This window comes from Kribbella sp. NPDC026611, assembly GCF_040638345.1.
Classification (GTDB): Bacteria; Actinomycetota; Actinomycetes; order Propionibacteriales; family Kribbellaceae; genus Kribbella.
The window spans coordinates 99,222-125,198 of sequence record NZ_JBEZYC010000011.1; the positions used below are offsets into that span (position 1 = coordinate 99,222).

At 68.5% G+C, this 25,977-nt stretch carries 22 protein-coding genes and 1 tRNA gene; 9 read left to right on the plus strand and 14 right to left on the minus strand.

The features are described from left to right. Positions 1 to 12: 12 nt before the first annotated feature. From AB0E69_RS35180 to AB0E69_RS35190, 3 genes are all read right to left on the minus strand, one after another. Positions 13 to 501 (minus strand): SigE family RNA polymerase sigma factor, encoded by a 489-nt coding sequence (locus AB0E69_RS35180; protein ID WP_360156487.1) that lies wholly within the window; start codon positions 499 to 501, stop codon positions 13 to 15. 1,358 nt (positions 502 to 1,859) lie between these two features. Continuing rightward, positions 1,860 to 3,974, minus strand: a complete 2,115-nt coding sequence (locus tag AB0E69_RS35185) for a hypothetical protein (RefSeq protein WP_360156490.1) — start codon at positions 3,972 to 3,974, stop codon at positions 1,860 to 1,862. A 130-nt stretch (positions 3,975 to 4,104) separates the two neighbouring features. Then, complete coding sequence (locus tag AB0E69_RS35190) at positions 4,105 to 4,341, minus strand: hypothetical protein (protein WP_360156493.1); 237 nt, start codon at positions 4,339 to 4,341, stop codon at positions 4,105 to 4,107. Between the two features lie 84 nt (positions 4,342 to 4,425). On the opposite strand from AB0E69_RS35190, the gene AB0E69_RS35195 reads away from it, so the two are divergent. Further along, the gene (locus tag AB0E69_RS35195) at positions 4,426 to 5,031 is read left to right on the plus strand and encodes a hypothetical protein (RefSeq protein WP_360156496.1); all 606 of its coding nucleotides are present in this window, start codon (positions 4,426 to 4,428) and stop codon (positions 5,029 to 5,031) included. A 675-nt stretch (positions 5,032 to 5,706) separates the two neighbouring features. On the opposite strand, the gene AB0E69_RS35200 is transcribed toward AB0E69_RS35195, so the two are convergent. The 3 genes from AB0E69_RS35200 to AB0E69_RS35210 all read right to left on the minus strand — a co-directional run bounded on the left by AB0E69_RS35200 (position 5,707) and on the right by AB0E69_RS35210 (position 7,431). Further along, positions 5,707 to 5,779: transfer RNA gene (locus tag AB0E69_RS35200), tRNA-His, on the minus strand. A gap of 86 nt (positions 5,780 to 5,865) precedes the next feature. After that, positions 5,866 to 6,477, minus strand: coding sequence for an oligoribonuclease (gene orn, locus AB0E69_RS35205; RefSeq protein WP_360156499.1), 612 nt, complete (start codon positions 6,475 to 6,477; stop codon positions 5,866 to 5,868). A gap of 48 nt (positions 6,478 to 6,525) precedes the next feature. After that, entirely contained in the window at positions 6,526 to 7,431 is a 906-nt protein-coding gene (locus tag AB0E69_RS35210) for a class I SAM-dependent methyltransferase (RefSeq protein WP_360156502.1), read from the minus strand. A gap of 224 nt (positions 7,432 to 7,655) precedes the next feature. Between AB0E69_RS35210 and AB0E69_RS35215 the strand changes: the two genes are divergently transcribed. From AB0E69_RS35215 to AB0E69_RS35225, 3 genes are read left to right on the plus strand one after another with little or no spacing between them, the layout of a single operon-like run. Next, on the plus strand, positions 7,656 to 10,823 hold the full coding sequence (locus AB0E69_RS35215; RefSeq protein WP_360156505.1) for a tetratricopeptide repeat protein: 3,168 nt from the start codon (positions 7,656 to 7,658) through the stop codon (positions 10,821 to 10,823). 33 nt (positions 10,824 to 10,856) lie between these two features. Continuing rightward, a complete protein-coding gene (locus AB0E69_RS35220) occupies positions 10,857 to 11,270 on the plus strand; it encodes a M23 family metallopeptidase (protein ID WP_360156508.1) in 414 nt (137 codons plus the stop codon). Continuing rightward, positions 11,267 to 11,734: a GNAT family N-acetyltransferase gene (locus tag AB0E69_RS35225; protein WP_360156511.1), complete on the plus strand. Its 468-nt coding sequence runs from the start codon at positions 11,267 to 11,269 to the stop codon at positions 11,732 to 11,734. The genes AB0E69_RS35220 and AB0E69_RS35225 overlap by 4 nt, the downstream gene beginning before the upstream one ends. A 59-nt stretch (positions 11,735 to 11,793) precedes the next feature. On the opposite strand, the gene AB0E69_RS35230 is transcribed toward AB0E69_RS35225, so the two are convergent. Both AB0E69_RS35230 and AB0E69_RS35235 read right to left on the minus strand, forming a co-directional pair. Continuing rightward, a complete protein-coding gene (locus tag AB0E69_RS35230) occupies positions 11,794 to 11,997 on the minus strand; it encodes a cold-shock protein (RefSeq protein WP_360156514.1) in 204 nt (67 codons plus the stop codon). A gap of 148 nt (positions 11,998 to 12,145) precedes the next feature. Next, positions 12,146 to 12,697 (minus strand): dihydrofolate reductase family protein, encoded by a 552-nt coding sequence (locus tag AB0E69_RS35235; protein WP_360156517.1) that lies wholly within the window; start codon positions 12,695 to 12,697, stop codon positions 12,146 to 12,148. Positions 12,698 to 12,864: 167 nt separating this feature from the next. Here AB0E69_RS35235 and AB0E69_RS35240 point away from each other — a divergent pair, with 167 nt between their 5' ends. Further along, a complete protein-coding gene (locus tag AB0E69_RS35240) occupies positions 12,865 to 13,848 on the plus strand; it encodes a 2-dehydropantoate 2-reductase (RefSeq protein ID WP_360156520.1) in 984 nt (327 codons plus the stop codon). A gap of 45 nt (positions 13,849 to 13,893) precedes the next feature. Here AB0E69_RS35240 and AB0E69_RS35245 read toward each other — a convergent pair whose 3' ends face one another. From AB0E69_RS35245 to AB0E69_RS35260, 4 genes are read right to left on the minus strand one after another with little or no spacing between them, the layout of a single operon-like run. Beyond that, positions 13,894 to 15,639, minus strand: a complete 1,746-nt coding sequence (locus AB0E69_RS35245) for a beta-galactosidase family protein (protein WP_360156523.1) — start codon at positions 15,637 to 15,639, stop codon at positions 13,894 to 13,896. A gap of 3 nt (positions 15,640 to 15,642) precedes the next feature. After that, entirely contained in the window at positions 15,643 to 16,995 is a 1,353-nt protein-coding gene (locus tag AB0E69_RS35250) for a sugar ABC transporter substrate-binding protein (protein ID WP_360156526.1), read from the minus strand. 11 nt (positions 16,996 to 17,006) lie between these two features. Further along, a complete protein-coding gene (locus AB0E69_RS35255; protein ID WP_360156529.1) occupies positions 17,007 to 17,870 on the minus strand; it encodes a carbohydrate ABC transporter permease in 864 nt (287 codons plus the stop codon). Next, on the minus strand, positions 17,867 to 18,799 hold the full coding sequence (locus AB0E69_RS35260) for a sugar ABC transporter permease (RefSeq protein WP_360156532.1): 933 nt from the start codon (positions 18,797 to 18,799) through the stop codon (positions 17,867 to 17,869). Before AB0E69_RS35260 ends, AB0E69_RS35255 begins: the two co-directional genes overlap by 4 nt. A 129-nt stretch (positions 18,800 to 18,928) precedes the next feature. On the opposite strand from AB0E69_RS35260, the gene AB0E69_RS35265 reads away from it, so the two are divergent. Continuing rightward, on the plus strand, positions 18,929 to 19,981 hold the full coding sequence (locus tag AB0E69_RS35265; RefSeq protein WP_360156535.1) for a LacI family DNA-binding transcriptional regulator: 1,053 nt from the start codon (positions 18,929 to 18,931) through the stop codon (positions 19,979 to 19,981). Here AB0E69_RS35265 and sucD read toward each other — a convergent pair. After that, positions 19,952 to 20,833, minus strand: a complete 882-nt coding sequence (sucD, locus tag AB0E69_RS35270; RefSeq protein WP_360156538.1) for a succinate--CoA ligase subunit alpha — start codon at positions 20,831 to 20,833, stop codon at positions 19,952 to 19,954. The genes AB0E69_RS35265 and sucD overlap by 30 nt on opposite strands. Before the next feature lie 9 nt (positions 20,834 to 20,842). Continuing rightward, positions 20,843 to 21,994 (minus strand): ADP-forming succinate--CoA ligase subunit beta, encoded by a 1,152-nt coding sequence (gene sucC, locus AB0E69_RS35275; RefSeq protein WP_360156541.1) that lies wholly within the window; start codon positions 21,992 to 21,994, stop codon positions 20,843 to 20,845. A gap of 144 nt (positions 21,995 to 22,138) precedes the next feature. Between sucC and AB0E69_RS35280 the strand changes: the two genes are divergently transcribed. From AB0E69_RS35280 to AB0E69_RS35290, 3 genes are all read left to right on the plus strand, one after another. Beyond that, positions 22,139 to 23,485 carry an OFA family MFS transporter gene (locus AB0E69_RS35280; protein ID WP_360156544.1) on the plus strand — a complete coding sequence of 449 codons (1,347 nt, stop codon included), beginning with the start codon at positions 22,139 to 22,141 and terminating at the stop codon, positions 23,483 to 23,485. A 38-nt stretch (positions 23,486 to 23,523) separates the two neighbouring features. Further along, positions 23,524 to 24,039: a hypothetical protein gene (locus AB0E69_RS35285; RefSeq protein ID WP_360156547.1), complete on the plus strand. Its 516-nt coding sequence runs from the start codon at positions 23,524 to 23,526 to the stop codon at positions 24,037 to 24,039. A 217-nt stretch (positions 24,040 to 24,256) separates the two neighbouring features. After that, on the plus strand, positions 24,257 to 25,966 hold the full coding sequence (locus AB0E69_RS35290) for a thiamine pyrophosphate-binding protein (protein ID WP_360156550.1): 1,710 nt from the start codon (positions 24,257 to 24,259) through the stop codon (positions 25,964 to 25,966). The last annotated feature ends 11 nt before the right edge of the window (positions 25,967 to 25,977 follow it).

The following is a 25,977-nucleotide window of genomic DNA, read 5'->3' on the forward strand; positions in this document are numbered from 1 at the left end:
TTCTCCTCGGGTTCAGAGCGCGGTCAGCTGGGTGGCGCCGTCGCCGAGGACCGCGCGGAGGCGGCCGAGGGCTCGGGCGGTGCGGGTCGTGATCGCGCTGGCGTTCTTGCCGAGATCGAGCGCGACCTGCTCGACGCTGCGATCTTCGAAGAACCGCAGCACCAGTACGGCGCGATCCAGCGGCGCCAGCTCCGCGAGGGCGCTCTGCAGGGCCATCCTCAGCTCGGGATCCCCAGGCCGCTCGGCCGTCTCCGGCAGGTCGGCGGTCGGCCGCTCGGACCAGCTCTTGCGGCGGCGTTGGGAGATGTACGTCCGCACCAGCGCGGTCCGTGCGTACGCCTCCGGGTTGTCGATCTTGTGCCAGGTCCGCAGCAGGTTCGCGAGCGTGTCCTGGACCAGATCCTCCGCGTGGTGCCGATCACCCGTCAGCAACCAAGCGGTCCGGTACAGGTGCGGTATCCGCGCCCGCGCGAACTCCTCGAAATCCTCGGTAGACCTCATCCACAGCCTCTCGTCGATCCTCTACCCGACAAGACGCATCAACCAGCCGACAAGGTCACACCCCCGCTAGAACACCTTCGCCAACACCCACACCGCAAACGCCAAGAACCCCACCACAAACGTCACGGCCACCACCACCGCATACCCAAACCAAGAACTCCCAGACCCCTTCACCCCCGCAGTCTCTCAGAACCCCCCACCCCAACCGCAGACGACAGACCCAACCCCACCCGGCCACGGCTGAATGGACGCCGGGTGAGTGGGGTGCAGGCGGGTGGTTGGCGGTGCGTGCTGGGTGGTGGGCGGTCGGGTGGTGGTGGGTTGTGTGTGGGAGCGGCGGGCGGGTGAAGGCGGCGTGTGCTGGTGGTGGGTTGTCGGGGGTGAGTGCCGGGTGCGGTCGCGTGCTGGAGTGCGTGCTGATGGTGGGTTGGAGTGGGCGCCGGCGAGTGCAGGCAGGCGGTGGATGTGTGTGCGGGTTGTGGGGAGCGTCGGGGTGAGTTGTAGGTGGGTGTCGGGGCGTGGGCGGGATGCGGGTGGGTGGTGGAGGTGTGTAGTGATGGTGGGTTGTCGGGTGAGTCGGTGCCGGGGCGGGCGGGGTAACCCAGCCACAGCCGGTGAGCTGGCTGGCTGACCTGGGCCGGAGTCGAGTGGAGCGGAGGTGAGCTGATGGTGGGTGGCCTCGGTCGGTGGGTGACGGGCGGACCTGGGCGGAGAGTCGAGCGGAGCGATGGCAGGTGGTAGGGCTAGCCAGAGCCGGTGAGCTGGCTGGCTGACTCGAGGTGGGAGTCGAGCGGAGCGGCGGTGAGCGGACCGCGGGAGGTGGCCATAGCAGGTGAGCTGACTGGCGGACCTGGGCCGGGAGCCGAGCGGAGCGAAGGTGCGAGGGGTGCGGGTGGCGGAGCCCCCGCTGGCGGCGAGCGGAGCGACGGCGCACAAAATGCCGAAGGCGACCCGGCCTGCGCGTTCCGCAGGCACAGATCGCCCTCGACTTCGGGTGGGTGACGGGGCTCGAACCCGCGACCACCTGGACCACAACCAGGTGGGTGGTGTGCAGAGCGTGACGATTGGGTGTGATCGCGGTACCCCGTTGGACCGGCGCGTACGGCGTTGCTCACCTGTGGGCACCGCACCGCGGATCCCGCGGACGCGATCGAGCAACCGTAACTGTTCCAGCACGGTGGCTACTGGTACCTCGCGGCATCGTGGGGCTACTGCTGCCGCGGTGTCGACAGCACCTACCTGACCGTCGTCGGATGCCGGCGGCACGATCCGCAGGCAGATCCGCGAGATCGAGTGGCGCGTCGACTGGCCCACGTTCTCCTACCGCCCAGGTGACGGCGACCCACCGAAATGAGGTGTCAGACCGGATTGTTCTCAGCGGTACGACGTCGGCGGCGGAGGACGATCAGGATGAGGGCGAGGAGTACGACGGCTGCGGCCGCGAGGATGGCCGGGAGGCGGAGGGAGGTGCCGTTGGCGGCAGTCGAGGTGGTTGCCGGGGGCGCGGTGGGCTGGTCGTCGAGCGCTGCCTTTGCCTTGACGAGTTTCAGCGTGACGTCGTTGCCGTCGCCGCCCTTGTAGGTGATCTGGTAGCCCCCGACCCGGGTGCCTTCGGGGAGGCTGGTGAACGCACCGGCGATCGGGTCGGTGCCGTCATTCGCGATCAGCAGCGTTTCGTTGGTGTGGTTGGCCGGCGGGGTGAGGGCGAGCTTTCCGGCCAGCGATACCCTGCCGAACACGCGGATCGGCGTACCGGTAGCTCGGGTGGACAGTTGCCCGTCGGGTGTCTGCTCGAAATCGCCTTTCACGGTGAACGTCCCGCCGGTGGTGCCGGTGCTGACGAGCCGGCCGCCCTGGAAGGTGCCGGAGAGTTTGGCCTGACGACTCAAGGTGAGCGTCGCGTGATCGCCGTACAGGACTGTGGTGCCGGAGGCCTGGCTGAGGTTTCGGAGTGTCTGGTTGCCGGCCTTGGTCAGGTCCAGCTTCGCGCCGGCCTTGGTGAGCCTCACGGCGCTGCTGGACGTCAGGCTGCCGCTGGTGAGCGCCAGGATTCCCCGCGAGATCGTGGTGGTGCCGGTGTACGTCAGCGCACCGGCGAGGCGAGTCGTCGCTACGCCGGCCTGGGTCAGTGAACCGGTGCCGCTGAGCTTCGAGAGCGTGATCGCCTTGTCGGCGTTGCGAATTACCAGCGAACCGTCGTTGACGACGCGGAACAACGCGGCCTTCGTCAACAGGCTGCCGTCACCTCCGGGCCGTCCACTTCCGAGGCGAAGGGTCGCGCCCTTCTCGATCGTCGTCGAGCCGTCGTAGTACTGGTCGGCGGCGAATGTCACGTCGTTGCCACGGACCGCCTTGATGACGACGTCACCGGCGCCAGGCGACTTGAGGGTGTCGTGGAACACGCCGCCGCCGATCGGGGCGCCGAGGGTGACCGGGCCGTTGTAGGCGAAGGTGAGTTTGGAGCGGGACCGCGCGGCCAGCAGGTTGATGTAGACGGTGTCCGCGGTGCCGGGCATGAAGATCTTGCTCGTGCTGCCGTCACCCCACTGCACGTTCGCGCCCTTGATGTTGGTGCCGCGCTTGTTCAGGTTGTGCGGGATCTTCCGCCAATTGATCGCGGGATCGCTCAGTGACGGATTGGTGTCGCCACCACGGTTCGAGTAGCTGTACTGGCCGGTCAGGATCACTTTGCTGCCGGGGCGGGACTGGACGTTGATGTCGCTGCCGTACTCGCGTTGGTAGAAGTTCTGCCGGATGGTGACGGTCTGGCCGAGCGGGGTGTCGACCGTCCAGGTGCCTTGGTTGAGGATGGCCCGGACGTTCGGCAGCGCGACCGTGGTCTCCGGTTTGCCGGCGGACGCCTGGGTACCGTTGTCGATGACGCCCGAGAACGGATTGCTGCCCGCCAGGTCAAGGGTGCCCCACAGGAACCGTGGTTGGCTGATCAGCCCAGAACCGCTGATCGTGCCGAGGTTGACGGACCGGATGAGCGACAACCGCAGGGTGCCGTTCACCTCGATGTTGTCCTGGTTGAGCTGGTAGCCGGGCGTGCCGTACGGGAACCTGCCGATCAGTCCGGTGCCGCCGCCGTTGCCGTACTGCAGAGTCGCACCCTGGTCCACGACGATCGCCGGCGGATCGGGGCGCGTGACCACGACGTACGGGTGGTTGCCGCCGAGGATCCGGACCGCCTGCCGTTGCTTTGCCTTGGGCAACGAGAAGTCGCTGTCCTTGGTGAGGATCAGGGTGCCCCTACCCGCGATCCGCAGCGTTCCCTCGCCGCGGATCACCCCGTCGTACGTCGTGGTTCCAGCGGGCACGTTCACCACCGCGGCACCGGTCAAGGTGACGTCGCGGTTCGCCAGGATGTCGGGCGTGATGTCGCCGCTCCCCGCCGCGACCGCCGGCACCGGGCACAGCCCCAGCGTGGCGAGCACAACCAAAGCCCCGATCAGGCGTCTCAAATCCGTCATCCTCCTCGAATCCGGCGCCCACCCTAGTCAGCTGTGCGACGCGGCTTCGACGGATTCGGCAAGCCTTTGGACAGGCTTGATGTCCGGCTCGGCCTTCCGGCAGGCCGACCCGGAGCTCAATGGGTGTGGGTCAGGACGGGTCGCCGTACTGCAAACCGCGTCCGTTGGTGTCGATGTAGACGCGGCCGTAGGTGTCGGGGTCACCGGTGATGACGCCGACGCCGCCGATGCTGCCCCACTGGTGGGCGTCGTCGTTGACGCGGAGCCAGGTGGCGCCCTTGTCGGTGGAGCGGAAGACCCCGGTGACGTCCTTGACGGTACCGATCAGGTACAGAGCCTGGTCCTGGTTGAGCGACGCCGAAGCCATGAGTCACAGGTACAGCGGAACCAGACGTACCCGGGGCGCGTCTTACGCGCGATCAGCCTACCGACGACCCGAAAGGCTCATCACGTGAACGAGCACGACCGGCAACCGCAGCCCGGCCAGATCCCGGTTCTCGACACCAAGGTCGGCTGGAGTTCGCTCCACGCCGACGGGCAGCAGATCAGTTACGGCCGGCGGTCGATGCCGCTCGACGAGATCGAGTGGATCGGCTACTGGGTCGAGCAGGTCACCGAGAAGCGCTTCATGTTCCCGACGACGTACACGACCTACTGGCACTTCGAGGTCGGCAAGTACCCGCACAAGGCCGCGCCGGCGGTCACGCTGGTCGACTCGCGGATGGGTCGCCGGGACGAACTGCCGGACTGGTGGACGTTCCTGGTGAACCTGTCAAAGCAGGTCGTCGAACCACGCCTGCTCACCGACCTGGTCAACCGGGTCCGCCAGGGCGAGACCGTGACGGTCGGCGGCAGCATCAAGGTGAATCAGGACGGTATCAGCTGCAAGCGCCCGAAGCTGTCCCTGGACTGGGACTCGCTCCGCACACCCGTTTCACACGCCGGCATGATCTACATCTTCGCGACCGACTCCGACCAGCCCGTCCTCACCGTCCCCCTGGGCCACCCCAACGCGATCCTGATCGCACCCCTCCTCACCGCCCTCTGCCAATGGTGAGAATCAGTACGCCGGTCAGCCGGCCCGGTGAAGCGGCTGGACGACGTTGTAGCCTGCGTCGACGGCCAGACGAGCGAGTGAACAGCCGACCAGGCCGGAGCCGATGATTCCGATGGTCTGTGGAGTCTGCGGCCGCTGTGCCGAGATGGCAAGACCGATCGTTCTATCTGCTCGCTTTGAGGCCGTCACGAGGTGAGGAATGAACACATGTCAGAGACACGGACTCGACTGCTCAACACGGCCACCCGGCCCGAGCAAGGACAATCTGCCCGTCGCCTACCTGACCGAAGCCGGCGAGGCGATCCGTACCCGGGAGGCGAGCGTAGCGATGGCGAGCCGAGTGCGGAAGGTGACCACAGCAGGGTGAGCTGATCGGCGAACTTGATCCGGGAACCGAGCGGAGCGATGGCGAGCCTAGTGCGGAAGGTGACCACAGCAGGTGAGCTCATCGGCGAACTTGATCCGGGAACCGAGCGGAGCGATGGCGAGCCTAGTGCGAAGGTGACCACAGCAGGTGAGCTGATCGGCGAACTTGAGCCGGGGGCCGAGCGGAGCGATGGCGTAGGGGGTGCGGGTGGCGGAGCCCCCGCTTGCGGCGAGCGGAGCGCAGCCGCACAAAATGCCGAAGGCGACCCGGCCTGCGCTTTCCGCAGGCACAGATCGCCCTCGACTTCGGGTGAGTGACGGGACTCGAACCCGCGACCACCTGGACCACAACCAGGTGCTCTACCAGCTGAGCTACACCCACCATTGCCGCCTCAGTGCGACGGCTGAGCAATCATAGCGATGAACCCTCCGGACAAGAAATCGAGGCCGGGGGGCCCAAAACGTGGGTCAGTCGGCGGCTGGGGCGGGGGTGGTGATGAGGGTGGCGGCGGCTCGGGCGGTGTCGGAGTCGGGGCCTGGTTGGGGGACGAAGACGGTCTGGCGGTAGTAGCGGAGCTCGGAGATGCTCTCGGTGATGTCGGCGAGCGCCCGGTGGTTGCCGGTCTTGGCGGGCGTCGCGTAGTACACGCGCGGGTACCACCGGCGGACCAGTTCCTTGATCGAGCTGACATCGACGTTGCGGTAGTGCAGGTGCGACTCGACCCGCGGCATGTCCCGGACCAGGAAGGTCCGGTCGGTGCCGACCGAGTTCCCCGCCAACGCCGCCTTGCGCGGCTCCTTCACGTACCCGCGGATGAAGTCGAGCACCTGCTGCTCGGCGTCGGCCAGGGCGATCCCACCGGCGAGCTCCTCGAGCAGCCCGGACGCGGTGTGCATGTCGCGGACGAAGTCACCCATCTGCTCGAGCGCGGCCGGTGGCGGCGCGATCACCAGGTCGATCCCGTCACCGAGCACGTTCAGCTCGTAGTCGGTGACCAGCACCGCGACCTCGATCAAGGCGTCTGTCGCCAGGTCGAGGCCGGTCATCTCGCAGTCGATCCACACCAGCCGGTCGTTCATGGGCAGCCACTTTACGGCGACCGGCCGACACTCCTGCGACCGCCGCCCTCAGCGCGGCGCGTGGCCCACGTGGATACTGCGTACAGACAGCACCGCGAGGTCCTTCCGCCGGCCAAGGTACTGCGGACTCTCCGGGTCGAGCAGCACCTTCCACGCCGCCAGATCCTCAGCACTCAACCAGTCCGCCCCAGCCTCAACGTGGCCATGTCCATGTCCGTGTCCATGCCCGTGACCAGAAGCGGCCTCCCCGGTCAGCTGCCCGATCCGAACCCGGAACGCCTCGACCACCTTCTCCTGCCGCTCAGCCGACAGCGGCGCCGACGTCTCGGTCAGGATGCTCCGCGTCGTCACCTCGGTCAGCCCGGCCCGCGTCAGCGCCTCGGTCCACCCGTACCCCATCGGCACCGACCCCGGCAGCGACTCCCGCATCACCTTGAACCACCGGTCCTGTGCGATATCGAGCCGCAGCTCCAACCCGGGCTCACCCACCCCGAGGTCCCACGGCAGGCTGCGCGCCGGCAGCCCACCCTCGGCCAGCGCCAACCGCCCACCCGGCGCCAACAACGAAGCCAGCGCGTCCACCGCGGCCTGCTGGTCGCCGGCGTGGTGCACCGATGCCGAAGCCCAGATCAGGTCGGCCGGCGCACCAATTGCCTGACGCAACGGCTCGGCCCCGTCGTCCATCGACGCCAGCTCGCACCGGACCAGCCCGGCGGTGTGCTCCCGTGCCTGCTCGAGTACGTCGGGATCCGCGTCGATCGCGACCACCATGGCACCGTCCGGAAGCGCCTTCGCCAGCGCGAGAGCCATCCCACCGCCACCGCACCCGACGTCAACCGCGACCTTGTCGCCGTCCCGCACCAGGCTGCCGGCAACACCGGCGTTCCAGTCCGCCTCGACCTCTGCCACCGACCGCAGCCGCCCGGCGTGCTCTGCCCAATCAATCTCGATCATGCCGACAGTGTCGTCCCCTCGGTTCGCACAACCCGCATCCTGTTGCCGAACCGGCAAACTCCCTCCCAACCAGCGGCCGGTCCCTGGACAGCCGGAGAAATCCATAGATCAGGGTCAACACGGTTGCGGTGGTCCTCTCCGGGATGCTGTCCTGTTCGGGGGTTCTGGGGAGGAGGTGGCAGCGGGTGGATCAAAGCGGCGCGGGGACCGTGGGGCGCCCCCGGTTGACGGCTCTGCTGGACGAGGGGGCTCAGCGTCGGCTGCTGACCGTGGTTGCGGACGCCGGCTTCGGCAAGTCGACCCTGCTACGCGAGTGGTCCACCGGACGCCTCTGTGCCTGGCACACCGTGCGCTCCGAGGACGGCTCGCTCGCAGCCATGGTCTCGGGTCTGGTGGACGCCCTGCAACGTCAGGTGCCTGCGCTGGAGACGATCCCGGCCGAGCTGCACAGTCCACGCGGTCCGGACGCGGACGCCGAGCAGCAGACCCGTGCCCTTGCGTACGCCGCTCTCCTGGCCGACGCCCTGGACGAGAACCTCGACCACGACCTGACCCTGGTCCTCGACGACCTGCACGAGCTGGACCCAGCCGCGCCGGCAACCAGACTGATCGAGGGTCTGGTCCGTACGGCACCACCGACTCTGCACGTGGTCGTTGCCTCGCGCACCCCGATGCCCTTCGGTATCGACCGGCTCCGCGGCCGCGGTCAGGTGCTGGAGATCGACGCGACCGCTCTGGCGTTCACAGTCGCCGAGACGCACGCAGTACTGGAGAAGGTGCTCGGCGACGACGTCGACGGCCTGGCTGAGCCGTTGCAGGCCGCAGTACAAGGCTGGCCGGCCGCAGTACGTCTAGCGGTAGAGGCGCTGCGCACTGCTCCACCCGCAGACCGCAGCACCCGGCTGAGAAGAGCCCTGCGCTCAGACGGCCCGCTGTACGACTACCTGGCCGAGGAGGTCTTCGCTGCGGAGCCCCCTGCGGTACGGCGGCTTGTCGCCGGCGTCGCCGTACTGCCGCGCTTCGGATCGGACCTGTGCCAGGCAATAGGTCTCACCCATGGCGTAGAAACCCTGCAGCAGCTACGAACCAGAGGACTGCTCGTCTCAGCCGGTGAAGAGGACGGCTACGAGCTCAACCCGCTGGTGAAGAACTTCGCCAACGACCGGCTGGCTGTGGACGCGAAGGAGATCGCAGAGCTCTCACTGAAGGCCGGCAAGTGGTTCGAGTCGATCGGCGAGCACCGGGACGCACTGGCCTGCTACCAGGCCGTCGACCCGGCAGTGGTCGCCCGCATGCTGCACGACCGTGGTCATGCGATGGTCAGCGGTGGCATGGCCGAGATCGTGGTCGCCGCGGTCGCGTCACTGCCCGCGCCACGTGGTGCCGTCATGGACCAGCTGGAAGGCGAAGCCCGGCAGGTGCTCGGTGACTGGCAGGGCGCGGTGGAGTGCTTCGACCGCATCATCGAACCGGAAGGCGAGATCCCCGTGGCGGTCGCGTGGCGGCTCGGTCTGATCCACCACCTGCGAGGCCAGACCGACGTGGCCATCGCGACGTACGAGCGTGGTCGGCTGGACGGGCAGCAACCGACCGACGAGGCACTGCTGCAGGCCTGGTGGGCTGGAGCGCATTGGCTGCGCGGTGAGTTCGAGGAATGCCGTGCACTGATTACCGCGGCGCAGCAGTCCGCCAAGCAGTCCGGGGACGACCGGGCGCTGGCCATCGTGCACACGGTGCTGGCGATGCTGGCTGCGGTCGACAGTGACCCACAGGGCAACTTCACCAACTACGTCCGCGCGCTGGAGCACGCAGAGCGCGGCGGTGACCTGCTGCAGTCGATCCGGATCCGTGTGAACCGTGGATCGCACCATGTGGCCGAGGGCGACTACCAGCTCGGTCTGAAGGAGCTGGACATCGCACTGGAGCTGGCGGACCGCGCCGGCTTCGCGGTGTTCCGTGCACTCGCGCTGAACAACCGCGGCGAGGCTTTGCTCCGGCTGGGCCGGCTGGACGAAGCGATAGGCGAGTTGGAAGCGTCTCGCTCGCTCTACCAGAAGCTGGACTCCAAGCGGGTCGCACAGCCGCTCTCGGTGCTCGGTGAGGTGTACCGCGAGCGCGGCGACCGCGCTATGGCCCGCGCCTGCTTCGAAGAGGCGATCGTGATCGCCGAAGAGATGAAGGACATGCAGTCCCTCGTACCGTCGCTGGCCGGACTTGCCCGCGTGCTTGCCGTCGAGGAGCCGGAGCGTGCAGCGGAGCTGGCCGAGCTCGCGCGGCAGGCGGTTGCCTACGGCCCCGTCCTCGGCTTGTCCAGTGCCCTGGTGGCGCTCGGCTGGGTCACGCTGCACGCAGGCAACAAGACCGACGCGGCAGCCAGCGCTGAGGAGGCAGCAGCCCTTTGCCGCAAGCGACGCGACCGGGCCGGTCTGGCCGACGCGCTGGAGCTCAACGCGGCCGCAGGCGGTGGCGACGAGGTGCTGCACGAAGTACTGAACATCCGGAACGAGATCGGCGACCCACTCGGCGAGGCACGCGCCGAGCTGATGCTCGCCCGGCGTCGGAAAGGCCCAGAGGGCCGCGACCTCGCGCTGCGTGCGCACCAACAGTTCCTGGCCGCCGGAGCGACCAGGTACGCGGCAGCCGCGCTGGCCGCGACCGAAGAGTCCGGTCCACCACCGGTCCGCGTCGAGTGCCTTGGTGGCTTCCGGGTACTGCGGAACGGCAAGGCGGTCCAGCTGGGCGAGTGGCCGTCGAAGAAGGCCCGCGACCTGCTGAAGATCCTGGTGGCCCGTCGGTGTCGACCGGTCGCCCGCGTGCAGCTGCTCGACCTGCTCTGGCCGGACCAGGACGAGTCGCTCGCTTCGCCGCGGCTCTCGGTCGCACTGTCGACGGTCCGCTCGGTGCTGGACCCGCAGAAGCGCTACTCGGCGGACCAGTTCGTCGGCGCGGACCGGGCGACCATCTGGCTGGACGGCGACCAGACGGAGGTGGACGTCGAGCTGTTCCTCCACGACGCGCGGGAGGGCCTGAACACCGGCGACCTCCGGCTGCTCCGCGCGGCCGAGGCGGCGTACTCCGGTGACTTCCTGGAGGAGGACGTGTACGCCGACTGGGCAGCGGGCATGCGCGAGGAGGCCCGCGCCCTGTACGTCCGCGTGGCCCGGGTCCTGGCCGAGCGTGGCCAGCGTGACCCCGACGCAGCGGCCGGGTACCTGCTCCGCATCCTGCAGCGCGACCAGTACGACGAACGCGCACACCTCGGCCTGGTGACGGCGTACCAGGCCAGCGGTGCGCACGGGGAAGCCCGCCGCGCCTACCGCACGTACGTCCAGCGGATGAGCGAGCTGGACGTCGAGCCGGCCGCCTACCCTGCCGTACCGGCCCGGCTTTAAGACTGCCTGAAGGTGCCGGCGGACCATCTGGACATGGCAGCCCCGGTACACAACCCAGTGGTGGTCCGTCAGTACGGAGTGACCGGTCACTCCGGCCGCGACTACCAGACCGTGCCTGGGACACCGGTCCGGTCGACCTTGGCCGGTGTGGTGGTCGGGACCGGGCCCGAACGGGTCGTGGTCGAGTCGAACGCGATCCAGCACCTGTACGCCGAGCTGGCAGACATCACGGTCAACGAGGGGGAGACCGTGGAGACGGGGGACCAGCTAGGGGTAGCGGTGCGTCCGTGGCTGCACTACGAGGAGCGGGTGGCGCCGTACGGGGACGGTGACCACCGCGGTCCGCAGTTCGATCTGCACACCAACGCACGGATGCGGGTCGTAGCTCCGGGCGGGTCGGTCGAGGAGGGAGCGACCGAGCCGTCCGGAGCTACCGTGGACCCGTGATCCAGACTGAGCGCCTGGCGCTGCTGCCGCTGCGGGTCGAGTACGCCGAGGAGATGGCGAAGGTCCTGTCCGACCCGAGTCTCTACGCGTTCACCGGGGGAGAGCCGCCGAGCGTCGAGGTGCTGGAAGCCCGCTTCCGGCGGCAGCTGGCCGGTCCGGACCGGGCGGGGGAGCAATGGCTCAACTGGGTCGTCCGGTCGGGCGACGAACTGGTTGGGTACGTCCAGGCGACGATCGTCGACCGGACTGCCGAGATTGCCTGGGTGATCGGAACACCCTGGCAGGGCCGCGGCTACGCGAAGGAGGCGGCCCGAGGCCTGGTGGCCTGGTTGTGGTCACAGGACGTGGAGCGCGTCATCGCGCACATCCACCCGGACCATGCTGCTTCTGGTGCCGTCGCCGGCCTGGTCGGCCTGACCCGCACCGAGGAGCTGGACGACGGCGAGTACCTCTGGAGCAGCTGACGGCAGGGCTCCACAGAGCCCTGCCGTCAGATTGCACTCAGAACGAGCTCAGTTCGAGCTCAGAGCGGGCGGACGTTCTCCGCCTGCAGGCCCTTCGGGCCCTGCGCCAGCTCGAACTCGACGCGCTGGTTCTCGTCCAGCGAACGGAAGCCCGACGTCTGGATCGCCGAGTAGTGCACGAACACGTCGGCCCCGCCGTCCTCCTGCGAGATGAAGCCGAAGCCCTTCTCGCCGTTGAACCACTTCACTGTTCCCAAAGCCATGATTTCTCCTGAAATGACAAAACGCCCGGCGGATTACAAATCCGCGGGCGCTTCGAACGAACGTGGAACTGCATAACATCAACCGGAATGAACCCTAGCACGCCCGGTGAACCGAGGGCCACCCCCGACTCCCCGGGCGCGCCGTGAGTCAGCGCACGTACGTCGCCAGCGAGGCCGCGCCGGTCTGGGCGACCGACGCCAGCCGCAGGTGGACCGGCGTGTCCGTCGGGCCGAACATCCGCTCCCCGGCGCCGACGATCGTGGGCAGCGTCATCAGGCGGTACTCGTCGACCAGGTCCTCGGCCTGGAGCGCCCGGATCACGCTCACGCTGCCGGCGACCGCCATCGTCCGCGGCTCGGACCGCACGTAGCCGGTCAGCGAACCCTCGATCACCGTCGAGTTCGGGAACGCCGAGACGTCGGTCATCGAGTGCGACACGACCGCCTTGGCCATCTTGTTCATCCGGGTCGAAAACTCGTCGGTCCGGTTCGGCCAGAGCCGGCTGAACAGCTCCCAGGTGTTCCGGCCGAGCAGCAGGACGCCGGTGTCCATCAGCTCGCCGAGGCGGAACTTGTCCCCGCCGTGCGTCTCCGGCCCGTGCCGGAACGCCCAGCCGCCGGCCGGCGTACCGTCCGAGCCGTCCGGGTCGGTGACGATGCCGTCGAGGCTGACGAATCCGGTGACGATGACGTGTCCCATGGTCCTGACTCCTTCGTCCGAGTGCTTGTCGTCAGTACCTACCGACCGGCCACGCCGGATTCATCGCCGTGCGACGAACATTTTGGCGCCCAGTGTGATCTTGACCGCATTCGCCCTGGACCATACTGTATGCCGTATACCAAGCCTCCCGGAAGGCAGGGACCCCTATGAAGGTTGCGGTTCTCGGCGCCGGTGCGATCGGTGCGTACGTCGGCGCGGCTCTGCACCGTGGTGGGACTGAGGTCCACCTGGTGGCGCGCAAGGCGCACCTCGAAGCGATCCGTTCGCACGGTGTGCAGGTGCTCAGTCCACGCGGTGACTTCACGGCCCGGACGCCGGCCACCGACGACCCGGCCGAGATCGGTCCGGTCGACTACGTCTTTCTCGGCCTCAAGGCGAACTCGTACGTGAGCGCCGGCCCACTGCTCCAGCCGCTGCTGCACGACAAGACAGTCGTGGTGGCAGCGCAGAACGGCATCCCCTGGTGGTACTTCCACGGTCTCAAGGGCCCGTACGAAGGCCGCCGGATCGAGTCAGTGGACCCCGGCGGCTCCGTCACCGAGGTGCTCGACCTGGATCGCGCCATCGGCTGCGTCGTCTACTGCTCGACCGAGCTGGAGGCTCCGGGCGTCGTCCGGCACCTGGAAGGCACCCGCTTCTCGATCGGCGAGCCGGACGGCACGATGTCGGACCGGTGCGCCGAGTTCAGTACGGCGATGATCGCCGGCGGACTGAAGTGCCCGGTCGAGGCGGACATCCGCAAGGACATCTGGATCAAGCTGCTCGGGAACGCCGCGTTCAACCCGATCAGTGCGCTGGCCCGGGCGACGATGGTCGAGATCGCGACGCACCAGGGCACCCGGCAGATGGTCCGGATGATGATGGAGGAGTCGCTGGAGATCGCTGCCGCCCTTGGCTGTCACCCGGACATCTCCGTCGACAAGCGGCTCGACGGCGCCGAACGCGTCGGCGAGCACAAGACGTCGATGCTGCAGGACCTCGAGAAGGACAAACCGCTCGAGCTCGACGTCATCCTCGCCGCGGTCGTCGAGCTCGCCGACCTCACCGGCACCAAGGCGCCGACACTGCGCGCCGTCCACGCGGTGGCCGACCTGCTCTCCACCAAGGTCGGCGTCACCGCGGCGTCCTGAGCCAGGTGGGTCCGGCCGCAGCGACGTCGGACCCACCTGTACCACTCAGAGCTCGATCGGCCCCAGCGACGGCCCGCTGACGAAGTGGGCGACCGGGTCCGCCATCACCTCGAGCTCGAGGACGACGAGGTCGTTGCGGCCGGTGCGCAGGACGGGACCGGGGATGTAGAGCGTCTCTTGCGGCCCGCGACGCCAGTACCGCCCGAGGTTGAACCCGTTCACCCAGGCGAACCCCTTGCCCCAGGCAGCGGTCGACAGGAAGTGGTCCACCGGCTCGCCCACCTCGAACGACGCCCGCCAGGCGGCCGGCCCGACACCGGGGGCATCCGGTGCCGTCGTGTCCCACAACCGGGGTACGGCGTCGAGGTCGATCGCGCACGCCGACCAGTCGGTGAGCTCGTCCGTCCCGAGCCGGACCGGGCCGATCAGCCCCTTGGGCTCGCCGATCCGCGGACCGTAGTTCACCCGTCCCTGATCCTCGACCAGGATCTCGAGGTGTCCGCCGTGCGGCAGCATCATCGCCCGGTCGTGCCGCTCGCGGTCGAGTACGCCGACCGGCGCGCCGTCGAGGAAGACGTAGGCGCGGTCCCGCACCTCGTCGACGGTGAGCAGCACCGGCGCCTCGGCCGGGATCTCGGTCCGCAACAGCGCCAGGGTCGCGTCGAGCTCGTCCAGCGTCGGCACCGTCGAGTGCTCACTCCAGCCGCCTTGGGTCCAAGTGCCGGGCTCAGCCAGCAGCCGGATCGGCGCACTCAGCGCCGCGGACGTCTCAGGAGCAGGAGCCCCTCGCGACGGGACCGCCTCGGGCACCGGTGCGTACCGAGAGATGACGTCGCGGAACGCATGGAACTTCGCAGTGGGGTTTCCAGCCTCGTCCAGCGGCGCGTCGTAGTCGTACGACGTGATCGTCGGCAGGTAGACGCCCTTGTCGTTGGCCCCGCTGGTCAGCCCGAAGTTCGTGCCGCCGTGGACCATGTAGATGTTCACCGAGGCGCCGGCCGCGAGCAGCGCGTCCAGCTCGGCCGTGGCCTCCGCCACGCTGGTGGTGTGGTGCGGTCCACCCCAGTAGTCGAACCAGCCGTCCCAGAACTCCATGCACATCAGCGGCCCGGTCGGCTGATGCTTGCGCAATGTGGCGAGCCGCTCGTCGGCGCGGGACCCGAACGACCCGGTGCGCAGTACGCCGTCCAGCCCGCCGGCCTCGAGCATCGCGTCGACGGGCTGGTCGACGGTGACGAGGGGGACGGTGATGCCGGCATCGCGGATGATGCCGGCCACCGCCTTCAGGTACGTCTGGTCGGAGCCGAACGCGCCGTACTCGTTCTCGACCTGGACCAGCAGCACTGGTCCGCCCTGATCGACCTGCAACGGCCGGACGATCCGCAGTACCTCGGACAGGTATTCCTGGACCGCGGCCATGAACCGTGGTTCGTACCGGCGGACCCCGATGCCTGGCTCCCGGAAGAGCCAGGCGGGGAGACCACCGTTGTCCCACTCCGCGCAGATGTACGGCCCGGGGCGCACGATCGCGTACAGACCGGCCGCGGCGACCTCCCGCAGGAACCGCTCGAGGTCGAGCATGCCCGTGGTGTCGAAGGTCCCGCGACGCGGGCTGTGCGCGTTCCACGGCACGTACGTCTCGATCGTGTTGAGCCCCATCAACCGGGCCTTCTCGATCCGGTCGGCCCAGCTGTCCGGGTGCACGCGGAAGTAGTGCAGCGCGCCGGACAGGATCCGGAAGGGCCGCCCGTCGAGGAGGAAGTCGGACTCACCGATCGCGAAGTGGGTCACGGGTCAGCCGTTCACCTGGAAGCCCTGCTGGTTGCCATAGGTCACCAGTGCATCCTGCCAGGCCTTCAGTCCGGCGTTCAGGTCGGACTTCGACTGGTACGCCTTGCCGACGGTGTCGCCGTAGATGCTGTTCGCGTACAGCTCGTACGGCAGGTAGCTCCAGCCCTTGACGACGGAGCCTGCCGCCGCGGTGAGCACCTGGTTGATCTTCTGGCCGCCGAAGTACGCGCTGGTCTTGTCGACGAACGCCGGGTCCTTCAGGTCGGCCGTCGTCGCCGGGAAGCCGCCGCTGGCCAGGAACGGCTTGACGCCCTCGTCGTGGTTCAGCCACCGGACGAACGCGGCGGCCAGCGCCGGGTTCTTGCTCTGCTTGAGCACGGACTCGGTGCTGCCGCCGTTCTCCGCGGTGGCCGGCTGACCGTCGTACGTCGGCATCGGCGCGACGCGCCACTTGCCGGCCCCGGCCTTGACCGACGCCTCCATCACACCGGGCATCCAGGCGCCGGTGGGCAGCGTCGCGATCGTCCCGTCGCCGAGCGCCTTGAACCACGCGTCCGTCCAGCCGGGGATCTGGCCCACCAGACCGCCGGAGACGAGCAGGTTCCAGGTGCTGGTCCACTTCTTCGAGCCGTCGTCCTGCAGGTTCAGGCTGATGTTCTTGCCGTCGGTCTTGAACGGCGTCCCGCCCGCCTGCCAGATCATGCTTGTGGTGAAGCCGGCGTCACCGGAGTCGTTGGTGAGGTACGCCTTCGGGTTGGCCGTGTGCAGCTTCTTCGCGGCCGCGACGTACTCGTCCCAGGTCTTCGGTACGGCGATGCCGTACTTGTCGAAGACCTCCTTGTTGTAGAACAGCGCCATCGGTCCGGAGTCCTGCGGCAGACCGAAGAGACCGCTGCCGGCGTGCACCGCGGCCCAGGTCGATGCCGTGTACGCCGACTCGTACTGGCTGAAGCCGTACTGGTTCAGGTCGACGAGCGAGCCCGGCAGCGCGAACTGGGGGAGTGCCTGGTACTCGACCTGGGCCACGTCCGGGGCACCCGAGCCGGCCTTGATCGCGTTCTGCAGCTTGGTGTAGTGGTCGTTGCCGGTCCCGGCGTTGACGTAGTTCACCTTGACGTTCGGGTACTGCTTCATGAACGCGTCGACCTGGGCCTGCGCGGACGGCGTCCAGCTCCAGTAGGTGATCGTGCCGCCGGCCTTGAGGGCGGCGTCGACGGCGTCGGCCGACCCGGTGGTCTGGCTGCTGCCGGCGTCGTTGCCCGCCTTGGACCCGCCGCAGGCGGCCACGACGGCCAGCGCCGTCAGTGCGGCTCCGGCGACCACCAGCCGCCGGATTCCGCGCCACTGTGACTTCATCGGTGTTCCTTTCACTTCACGCTCCCCGCGCTCAGGCCTGACTGCCAGAACCGCTGGAGAAGGAGGAAGGCGATCACCAGCGGAACGATCGTCAGCACCGATCCGGTGATCACCAGGTTGTAGATGGGGCGGGCCCCCACGCCGGTCGCCTGGTTGCTCCACTGGGTGAGCCCGACCGTGAGCGGGTAGAGGCTGGGTTTGCTGAGCATGATCAGCGGCAGGAAGTAGTTGTTCCAGGTCGACACCATCGCGAACAGCAGCGTGGTGACGATGCCGGGGGCAAGCAGCCGGAGCGCGACGGTGAAGAACGTCCGGACCTCGCCGGCGCCGTCGATCCGGGCCGCCTCGAGCAGGTCGTGCGGTACGGCGTCGGTCGCGTAGACCCACATCAGGTACAGGCCGAACGGGCTCACCAGCGACGGGATGATGATCGCCCAGACGGTGTTGGTCAGCCCGAGGTTGGAGAACATCAGGAACGTCGGCACCGCGAGCGCCGTACCGGGCACCGCGACCGCGCCGAGCAGGATCGCGAACACCGCGCGCCGGCCGGCGAACTTGTACTTCGCCAGCCCGTAGCCGGCCGCGGTGGCGAGCAGCGTCGCCCCGCCGGCGCCGACCACGACGTACAGCAGTGTGTTGCCGAGCCAGCGCAGGAAGATGCCGTCGTTGTAGGTCAGCGTGTCCCTGAGGTTGCCGAAGAACGCGAAGCTCTTCCCGAACCACAGGCCGGGTGTGGTCAGCAGGTCGTTCTGGGTTTTGGTTGCACTGAGCAACAACCAGGCCAGTGGCAGGATCGTGTAGAGCAGGTACAGGACCAAGACTCCGGTCAGCAGCTTCGACCGTTTCGGGCGCAGCGGAGAAGACAGGACACTCACAGCGACTCCCGGGATCCGCGGAGCTGGACGACGTACGCGATGATCGCGGTGATGACGCCCATCACGATCGCCACCGTCGCGGAGTAGTTGAACTGCTGGCCGGCGAAGGACAGGTTGTAGGCGTACATGTTGGGCGTGTAGTACGTCGTGATCACGTTCGGCGCGAGCGTGCGCAGGATGTTCGGCTCGTTGAAGAGCTGGAAGCTGCCGATGATCGAGAAGATCGTCGCGATCACGATCGCGCCGCGCAGCGCCGGCAGCTTGACCGCCCGGATCGTCCGGAACGTGCCGGCGCCGTCGATCGCGGCCGCCTCGTACAGCTCACCCGGCACCGTGCGCAGCGCCGAGTAGAAGATCAGCATGTTGTAGCCGACGAACTCCCAGGTGACCACGTTGGCGATCGACGGCAGCATCCAGCTGCCGCTGAGCGGCTGGATCGCGGTCGTGCCGAGCAGGTGGTTGAGGTTCGCGGCCAGTCCGAAGTCGTTGCCGTAGATGTAGCCCCACATCAGGACGGCGACCACGCCGGGGACGGCGTACGGCAGGAAGATCACGATCCGGAAGAACCCGGCCGCGTACAGCCGGGCGCTGTCGATCGCGAGCGCCGCGGCCAGGGCCAGGATCAGCATCACCGGCACCTGGACGACCAGGAACAGGCCGACCCGCTCGAACGCCGTCCAGAACTTCGGGTCCTGCAGCGCCTCGGTGTAGTTGCCGAGCCCGACGAAGACCCGCCCACCGAAGAAGGCCTGCTCGCGGAACAGGCTCAGGTAGATCGCGTACCCGATCGGGGCCAGGAAGGTGAGCGCGAAGACGGCCAGGAACGGGCTGACGAACAGCCACCCCTTGCCGTCCCGGAACGCTCCCCGGCGCCGCCGGCCGGTCGTCCGCACTCCGACGACCTGGTGCTGGGCCACAGACTCCGCCACGTCCGTCGGCCTCCTTTCACTGCGGCGTCCCGCGGGACGCGCGATGTTTACGTCAACATCGACGCGGCGACCGTAACGTGTTTACGTCAACATGTCTACACTGCGGACACGAACCGGAGGAGGGGGCCGATGTCGGCGGAGGAACCATCGGTACGGCGGCGCAGAGGGCCGTCGATGGCCGACGTGGCCAGACTCGCCGGCGTGTCCGGTCAGACCGTGTCGCGGGTGGCGAACGACCGGCACAACGTCGACGCCGTCACCAGGGAGCGGGTCCAGGCCGCGATGCGGCAGCTCGGGTACCGGCCGAACAGCGCTGCTCGCGCCCTGCGCAACGGCGAGTACCGCAGTATCGGAGTGATCGTCTTCGAGCTGCACAGCTTCGGTACGACGCGCACGCTGGACGCGATCGCCACCGCCGCCACGATCCGCGGGTACGCGATCAACCTGGTCCCCGTGCTCGACGTCACCCAGAGCGCGGTGACGAACGCGTTCAACCGGCTGGGGCAGCAGGCTGTGGACGGCGTGATCATCCTGATCGAGGCCTACACCCTGGACGAGGCCGGCGTGCGGCTGCCGGACGGCCTCCCGGTGGTCGTTATCGACTCCAGCGCCCACTACGACTACCCGATCGTCGACACCGACCAGCGGCAGGGTGCACGCCTGGCGACCGAACACCTGCTGGAGCTGGGGCACGAGACCGTGTGGCACCTCGGCGGCCCGCCTACGTCGTTCGCCGCGGACCGGCGCCGGCAGTCGTGGGAGCAGACCTTGATCGATCACGGCCGCGAGGTGCCGCCGGTGGTCGACGGGGACTGGACCTCGACCTCGGGCTACGAGGCCGGCCGGCGGCTCGCCGCGAACGACGCGGTGACCGCGGTCTTCGTCGGCAATGACCAGATGGCGCTCGGCCTGTTGCGCGCGCTGTACGAGCGCGGCCGCGCGGTGCCGGACGACGTGAGCGTGGTCGGCTTCGACGACATGGAGGAGTCGGCCCATTTCTGGCCGCCCCTGACCACTGTCCGCCAGACCTTCAGCGAGGTGGGCCGCCGGAGCGTGGACGCACTGATCGCCGAGATCCAGGCCGGCGAGCACCACCACGCCCCGGTCGCCGTGCCCACCGAGCTCATCATCCGGCAGAGCACCGCGCCGCCGCTAAACCGCAACCAGCACCGAGCGCAGTAGCGCGGCGGTCTCGGTCGGGGTCTTGCCCACGCGTACGCCGGCTGCCTCCAGCGCCTCCTGTTTCGCGGCCGCCGTACCGGACGAGCCGGAGACGATCGCGCCGGCATGGCCCATCGTCTTGCCCTCGGGGGCGGTGAAGCCGGCCACGTAGCCGACGACCGGCTTGGTGACGTTGGCCTTGATGAAGTCGGCGGCGTGCTCCTCGGCGTCGCCGCCGATCTCGCCGATCATCACGATCGCGTCGGTGTCCGGGTCGTCCTGGAACGCCTGCAGGGCGTCGATGTGGGTGGTGCCAATGATGGGGTCGCCACCGATCCCGATCGCGGTCGAGAAGCCGAAGTCGCGGAGCTCGTACATCATCTGGTACGTCAGCGTGCCCGACTTGCTGACCAGGCCGAGCCGGCCCGGACCGGCAATGTCGGCCGGGATGATGCCCGCCTTGGCGCGGCCCGGGCTGATGATGCCCGGACAGTTCGGTCCGATGATCCGCGTCCCGCTCGCCTGCGCGGCCGCGAAGAACGCCGCGGTGTCGTGGACCGGGACACCCTCGGTGATGACCACGACCAACGGCACGCCGGCGTCGACGGCCTCCAGAACCGCTCCGCGAGTGAAGCGGGGCGGCACGAACACCACCGACACGTCGGCGGCCGTCGATTGCACCGCCTCCGCGCACGACCCGTAGACCGGGATCGACCGCTTGGCGAAGTCGACCGACTGGCCGCCCTTGCCCGGTGTCACGCCGCCGACGATGTTGGTGCCGGCAGCAAGCATTCGGCTGGTGTGCTTCTGTCCCTCGGCCCCCGTCATGCCCTGCACGATGACCCGGCTGTGCTCTGTCAGGAAGATCGCCATCTCAACTCCTCAGTTCTGGGCGGCCAGCTCGGCGGCCTTGGCCGCGGCGCCGTCCATCGTGTCCACCACGGTCACCAGCGGATGGTTGGCCTGGGCAAGGATGCGGCGGCCTTCGTCGACGTTGTTGCCGTCCAGCCGGACGACGAGGGGCTTGTCGGCGCGGTCGCCGAGCACGGCGAGCGCCTGGACGATGCCGTTCGAGACTGCGTCGCAGGCGGTGATCCCGCCGAAGACGTTCACGAACACGCTCCGCACCTGGGCGTCGGACAAGATGATGCCGAGACCGTTCGCCATCACCTCCGCCGACGCGCCACCCCCGATGTCGAGGAAGTTCGCGGGCTTCACGCCGTACTGCGAACCGGCATACGCCACCACGTCCAGCGTCGACATGACGAGGCCGGCGCCGTTGCCGATGATGCCGACCGAGCCGTCCAGCTTGACGTAGTTGAGGCCCTTCTCGTGGGCCGCCGCCTCGAGCGGGTCCGCCGACGTCTTGTCCTCGAAGGCTGCGTGATCGGGGTGCCGGTACGTCGCGCTGTCGTCGAGCGTGACCTTGCCGTCGAGGGCCTCGAGCGAACCGTCGCCGAGCTTCACCAGCGGGTTCACCTCGACCAGCGTCGCGTCCTCGGCGACGAACACGTCCCACAGCCGCTGGACGATCGACGTAGCTTCCGCGGGGAAGCCGGCCGCCGCCACGATCTCCTCGGCTTTGGCGGCGTCGACGCCGACGGCCGGGTCGATCGGCACCTTCGCGATCGCCTCCGGCTTGGTGTGGGCGACCTCCTCGATCTCCACCCCGCCTTCCGTACTGGCGATGCAGAGGTACTCACGGTTCGCCCGGTCGATCAGGAACGAGAAGTAGTACTCCGCGGCGATGTCCGCTGCCGGCGCGAGCAGCACCCGGTGCACGGTGTGACCCTTGATGTCCATCCCGAGGATCTCGCCGGCCTTCTCGGTCGCTTCCTCGGGGGACCTGGCCAGCTTCACGCCGCCCGCCTTGCCGCGGCCGCCGGTCTTCACCTGCGCCTTCACCACCACCCGGCCGCCGAGATCCACGGCGGCAGCGGCCGCGTCGGCCGGATCCTCGATCACCCGGCCGAGCGTCACCGGGACGCCGTGCCGGGCGAAGAGCTCCTTCGCTTGGTACTCCATCAGGTCCACGTAGGCCTCCCATCTCGGTGAGTGACTACGGTATGCGGTATGCAATCTGGCCACAAGAGGCAGTCGCAACGCCTCAGGTCTGGACAGCGATGGTTCGGTGGAGTACCACAGACTTCATACGGTATGCAGTAGTCAGGAGGCGCCATGAATCACGTGATGCCCACTCCCCGGGACGTCCGCGACGTCTACGGCCGGCGGTACCGGATCGGCGAAGACGCTCGCGAACTGACCGGCCACTCCCGGCGCTGGCAGCTCTGGGCTGCCTGGGCCTGCATGGTGGCCATCAGCCCACTGCAGTACGCGTTCGGCATGGCGGCAGGCGGTCTGGAGGTGGACCGCGGCTGGGGTGCGGCCCAGACCCTCTGGCTGCTCGCCGTCTTCGTTGCATGTCAGGCGCTGGTCGCGATCCCGGCCGCCTGGCTCCAGCGGGTACGCCGTGCCTCGCCGACGCAGCTGGTCATCGCCGGTGGCGTGCTCGCCGCGATCGGACTCGCAACGCTCGCCCACGCGCACAGCTACGCCGCTGCCCTCATCGGCTACGCGGTACTCGGCGGCGTCGGCGCGGGAGTCGTGTACTCCGCGTGCATCACGACATCGGCGCGCTGGTTCCCGGACCGGAGGACGGCGACGATCGGGTTCGTCACAGGCGGATTCGCCGTCGGCGCCGTGCCCAGCATCGCCCTGCTGGCGAACTTCAGGTCGACGGTGTTCGACGTGACCGCGGTCGTCGCGCTCCTGATCGTGCTGGTCGCCGGTGGTCTGCTGAAGGATCCGCCGAAGCACTGGTGGCCGGCCGACATCGACGCCCAGGCCTGGGCGATCGACCGCAAGCTGAACCGGAACATCCCGCACAACCAGCCCGCCGTCCGCCACTACCGCCCGGCCGAGGCAATGCGCACCGGCGCGTTGCCGCTGATGTGGTTGCTCCTGGCAATCAGCGCTGCGCTGTCGTTGTTTGGCATCGGCTTCGTGGCGAGCTACGCCACCACCAGTGGTCTCGGCACCACAGTTGCCGCCACTGCTGCCGGATTGCTTGCTGCTGTCAACGGTCTTGGGCGATCGACAGCGGGCAACTTGTCCGACAGATTCGGCCGTCGACGCGTGCTCGCCGCCGTGCTGATGATCGAGGGCTTCGCACATATCGGTCTGGTCGCGGCGGGCAACGGTCCGGCGTTCGTGGTCTGCGCGATGTTCGCCGGCCTCGGCGGCGGCGCGTTCTACGCGATCATGGCCAACCTCGTCCTCGAGTTCTTCGGTGAGAACAGCCTGCTGCAGAACCAAGCGATCCTGTACTCCGCCAAGGCTGTCGGCGGGCTCGTCGGCATCGGTGTCGCAGCGTCTGTCGTGGCCGCGGTCGGGTACCGTCCGCTGTTCCTGGTCGCCGGACTGCTCGGCCTGCTGACCGCGCTCAGCGTGCGGCTGCTCAAACAGCCCGGTCGCCCCGCCCTGCCGGTCCGCCCGCAGCTCGGCACCCCCGTGACCGGCGAATGAACGGCCACGCACTGGCCGCGCGACCCGATCCGTGCGTCATGGAACTGGTGTCCCGGCTGGCCGGGGAGCCGTGGACAGACCGCCCGAGCGGCGTACATCCGGTCCTGGGATCGGTGGCACGCGCCGTGCACGACCACAGTACGTCCGCCGGCCGGCGCGAACTTCTCCCGCTGGCGCCACACTTCCTCGACACTGCCCGTCCCGGCTTCGAGCCGTCCGCCCGCGTCGTCGCGCTCTGTGTCTCCACAGCGCTCGCGGGCGGCGAGCTCCGGCCCGACGAACATCGCCGCCTGCGAGCTGCTCACCAGACCGCATTGCACCTGTTGGGCACAAGAGAACGTCCGGCCGGTGCCGCCCGCTGGTGGTTATCAGTTCTGGGCCGGCGGAGTGAGGCGTTCTATCGCACCTTCGTAGCGACAGAGCATGCCGCCGAAGCGATCGCTGTCACCGCGCGCACAGTCAGCGACGTACGCCTCAGAGGTCTGCTCAAACAGTGCCTGGCGGCTCATGGCGCCGCCGTACGGCCAAGTCCCTCGTGGTCCGCGTCGGCCTAGAAGTCCGGTTCGTAGTCCTCGTCCGGAATCGCGACCAGCTCGGTACGTCGAGGTGCGGACCGAGCCGATTCCTCAACGCCACCAGGGATTGCCTCCTCGAAACGAGCTCTGGACAAGCCCCACTCGGTGGGATAAGACTACGACTACACCATACGGTATGCAATCTACAACGAAGCCGAAGAACCTGATCTCGGCCCTTCCGAGGAGAGGACTGCAGATGGCGCAGACAGTGTCGGAGACCCAGCCCGTCGCCGAAGTGAAGGAGCCGGAGACCATCTCGGGTGGTCATCTGGTCGCCAAGGCGCTGAAGGCCGAGGGGATCGACGTGATCTTCACGCTCTGCGGCGGTCACATCATCGACATCTACGACGGCTGCGTGGACGAGGGCATCGCCGTCGTCGACGTCCGGCACGAGCAGGTCGCCGCGCACGCCGCGGATGGGTACGCGCGGGTCACCGGCAAGCCCGGCTGCGCGGTCGTCACCGCCGGCCCGGGGACGACGGACGCCGTCACGGGCGTCGCGAACGCGTTCCGGGCGGAGAGCCCGATGCTGCTGATCGGCGGCCAGGGTGCGCTCAACCAGCACAAGATGGGGTCCCTGCAGGACCTGCCGCACGTCGACATGATGACGCCGATCACCAAGTTCGCCGCGACCGTGCCGCACACCGCACGCGCCGCCGACATGGTCTCGATGGCGTTCCGCGAGTGCTTCAACGGTGCCCCCGGCCCGTCCTTCCTGGAGATCCCGCGCGACATCCTGGACAACTCGGTCCCGGTCGACTCCGCGACGATCCCGGCGGCCGGCCATTACCGGGCTTCGACCAAGAGCATCGGCGACCCAGCGAGCATCGAGGCGCTGGCCGACCTGCTGGTACGCGCCGAGAAGCCGGTCGTGCTGCTCGGCACCCAGGTGTGGACCTCGCGCGGCAGCGACGCCGCGACCGAGTTCGTCCGCACGCTCGACGTCCCGGCCTTCATGAACGGCTCGGCCCGCGGCACGCTGCCGCCCGGCGACCCGCATCACTTCCACCTGTCCCGGCGCTACGGCTTCAACAACGCCGACCTGATCCTGATCGTCGGTACGCCGTTCGACTTCCGGATGGGCTACGGCCGCCGGCTGCCGCAGAGCGCGACCGTGGTGCAGATCGATATGGACTACCGCACCGTCGGCAAGAACCGCGACATCGACCTCGGCCTGGTCGGGGACCCGGGTGCGATCCTGGCCGCGGTCACCCAGGCCGCGTCGGGCCGGCTGCACAAGACCGACCGCAAGGCCTGGTTCGCGGAGCTCCGCGCCGAGGAGGACGCGGCGTACCAGAAACGGCTGCCGCGGCAGCTGTCGGACGCGAACCCGATCCACCCGCTCCGGCTCGCGCACGAGATCAACGAGTTCCTCACCGAGGACTCGATCTACATCGGCGACGGTGGCGATATCGTCACCTTCTCCGGTGGCGTCGTGCAGCCGAAGTCGCCGGGCCACTGGATGGACCCGGGCCCGCTCGGCACCCTCGGCGTCGGCATCCCGTTCGTGCTGGCGGCGAAGTACGCGCGGCCGGACAAGGAAGTGGTCGCGCTCTTCGGCGACGGCGCGTTCTCGCTGACCGGCTGGGACTTCGAGACCCTGGTCCGCTTCAACCTCCCGTTCGTCGGTGTCGTCGGCAACAACTCCTCGATGAACCAGATCCGCTACGGCCAGGAAGCGAAGTACGGCCACGATCGCGGCCGGATCGGCAACACCCTTGGCGACGTCAGGTACGACGAGTTCGCCCGGATGCTCGGCGGGTACGGCGAGGAGGTCCGGGACCCGAAGGACATCGGGCCGGCCATGCAGCGCGCCCGCGAGTCCGGGCTGCCGTCGCTGATCAACGTCTGGGTCGACCCGGACGCGTACGCCCCCGGAACCATGAACCAGACCATGTACAAGTAGGAGGACCAGCT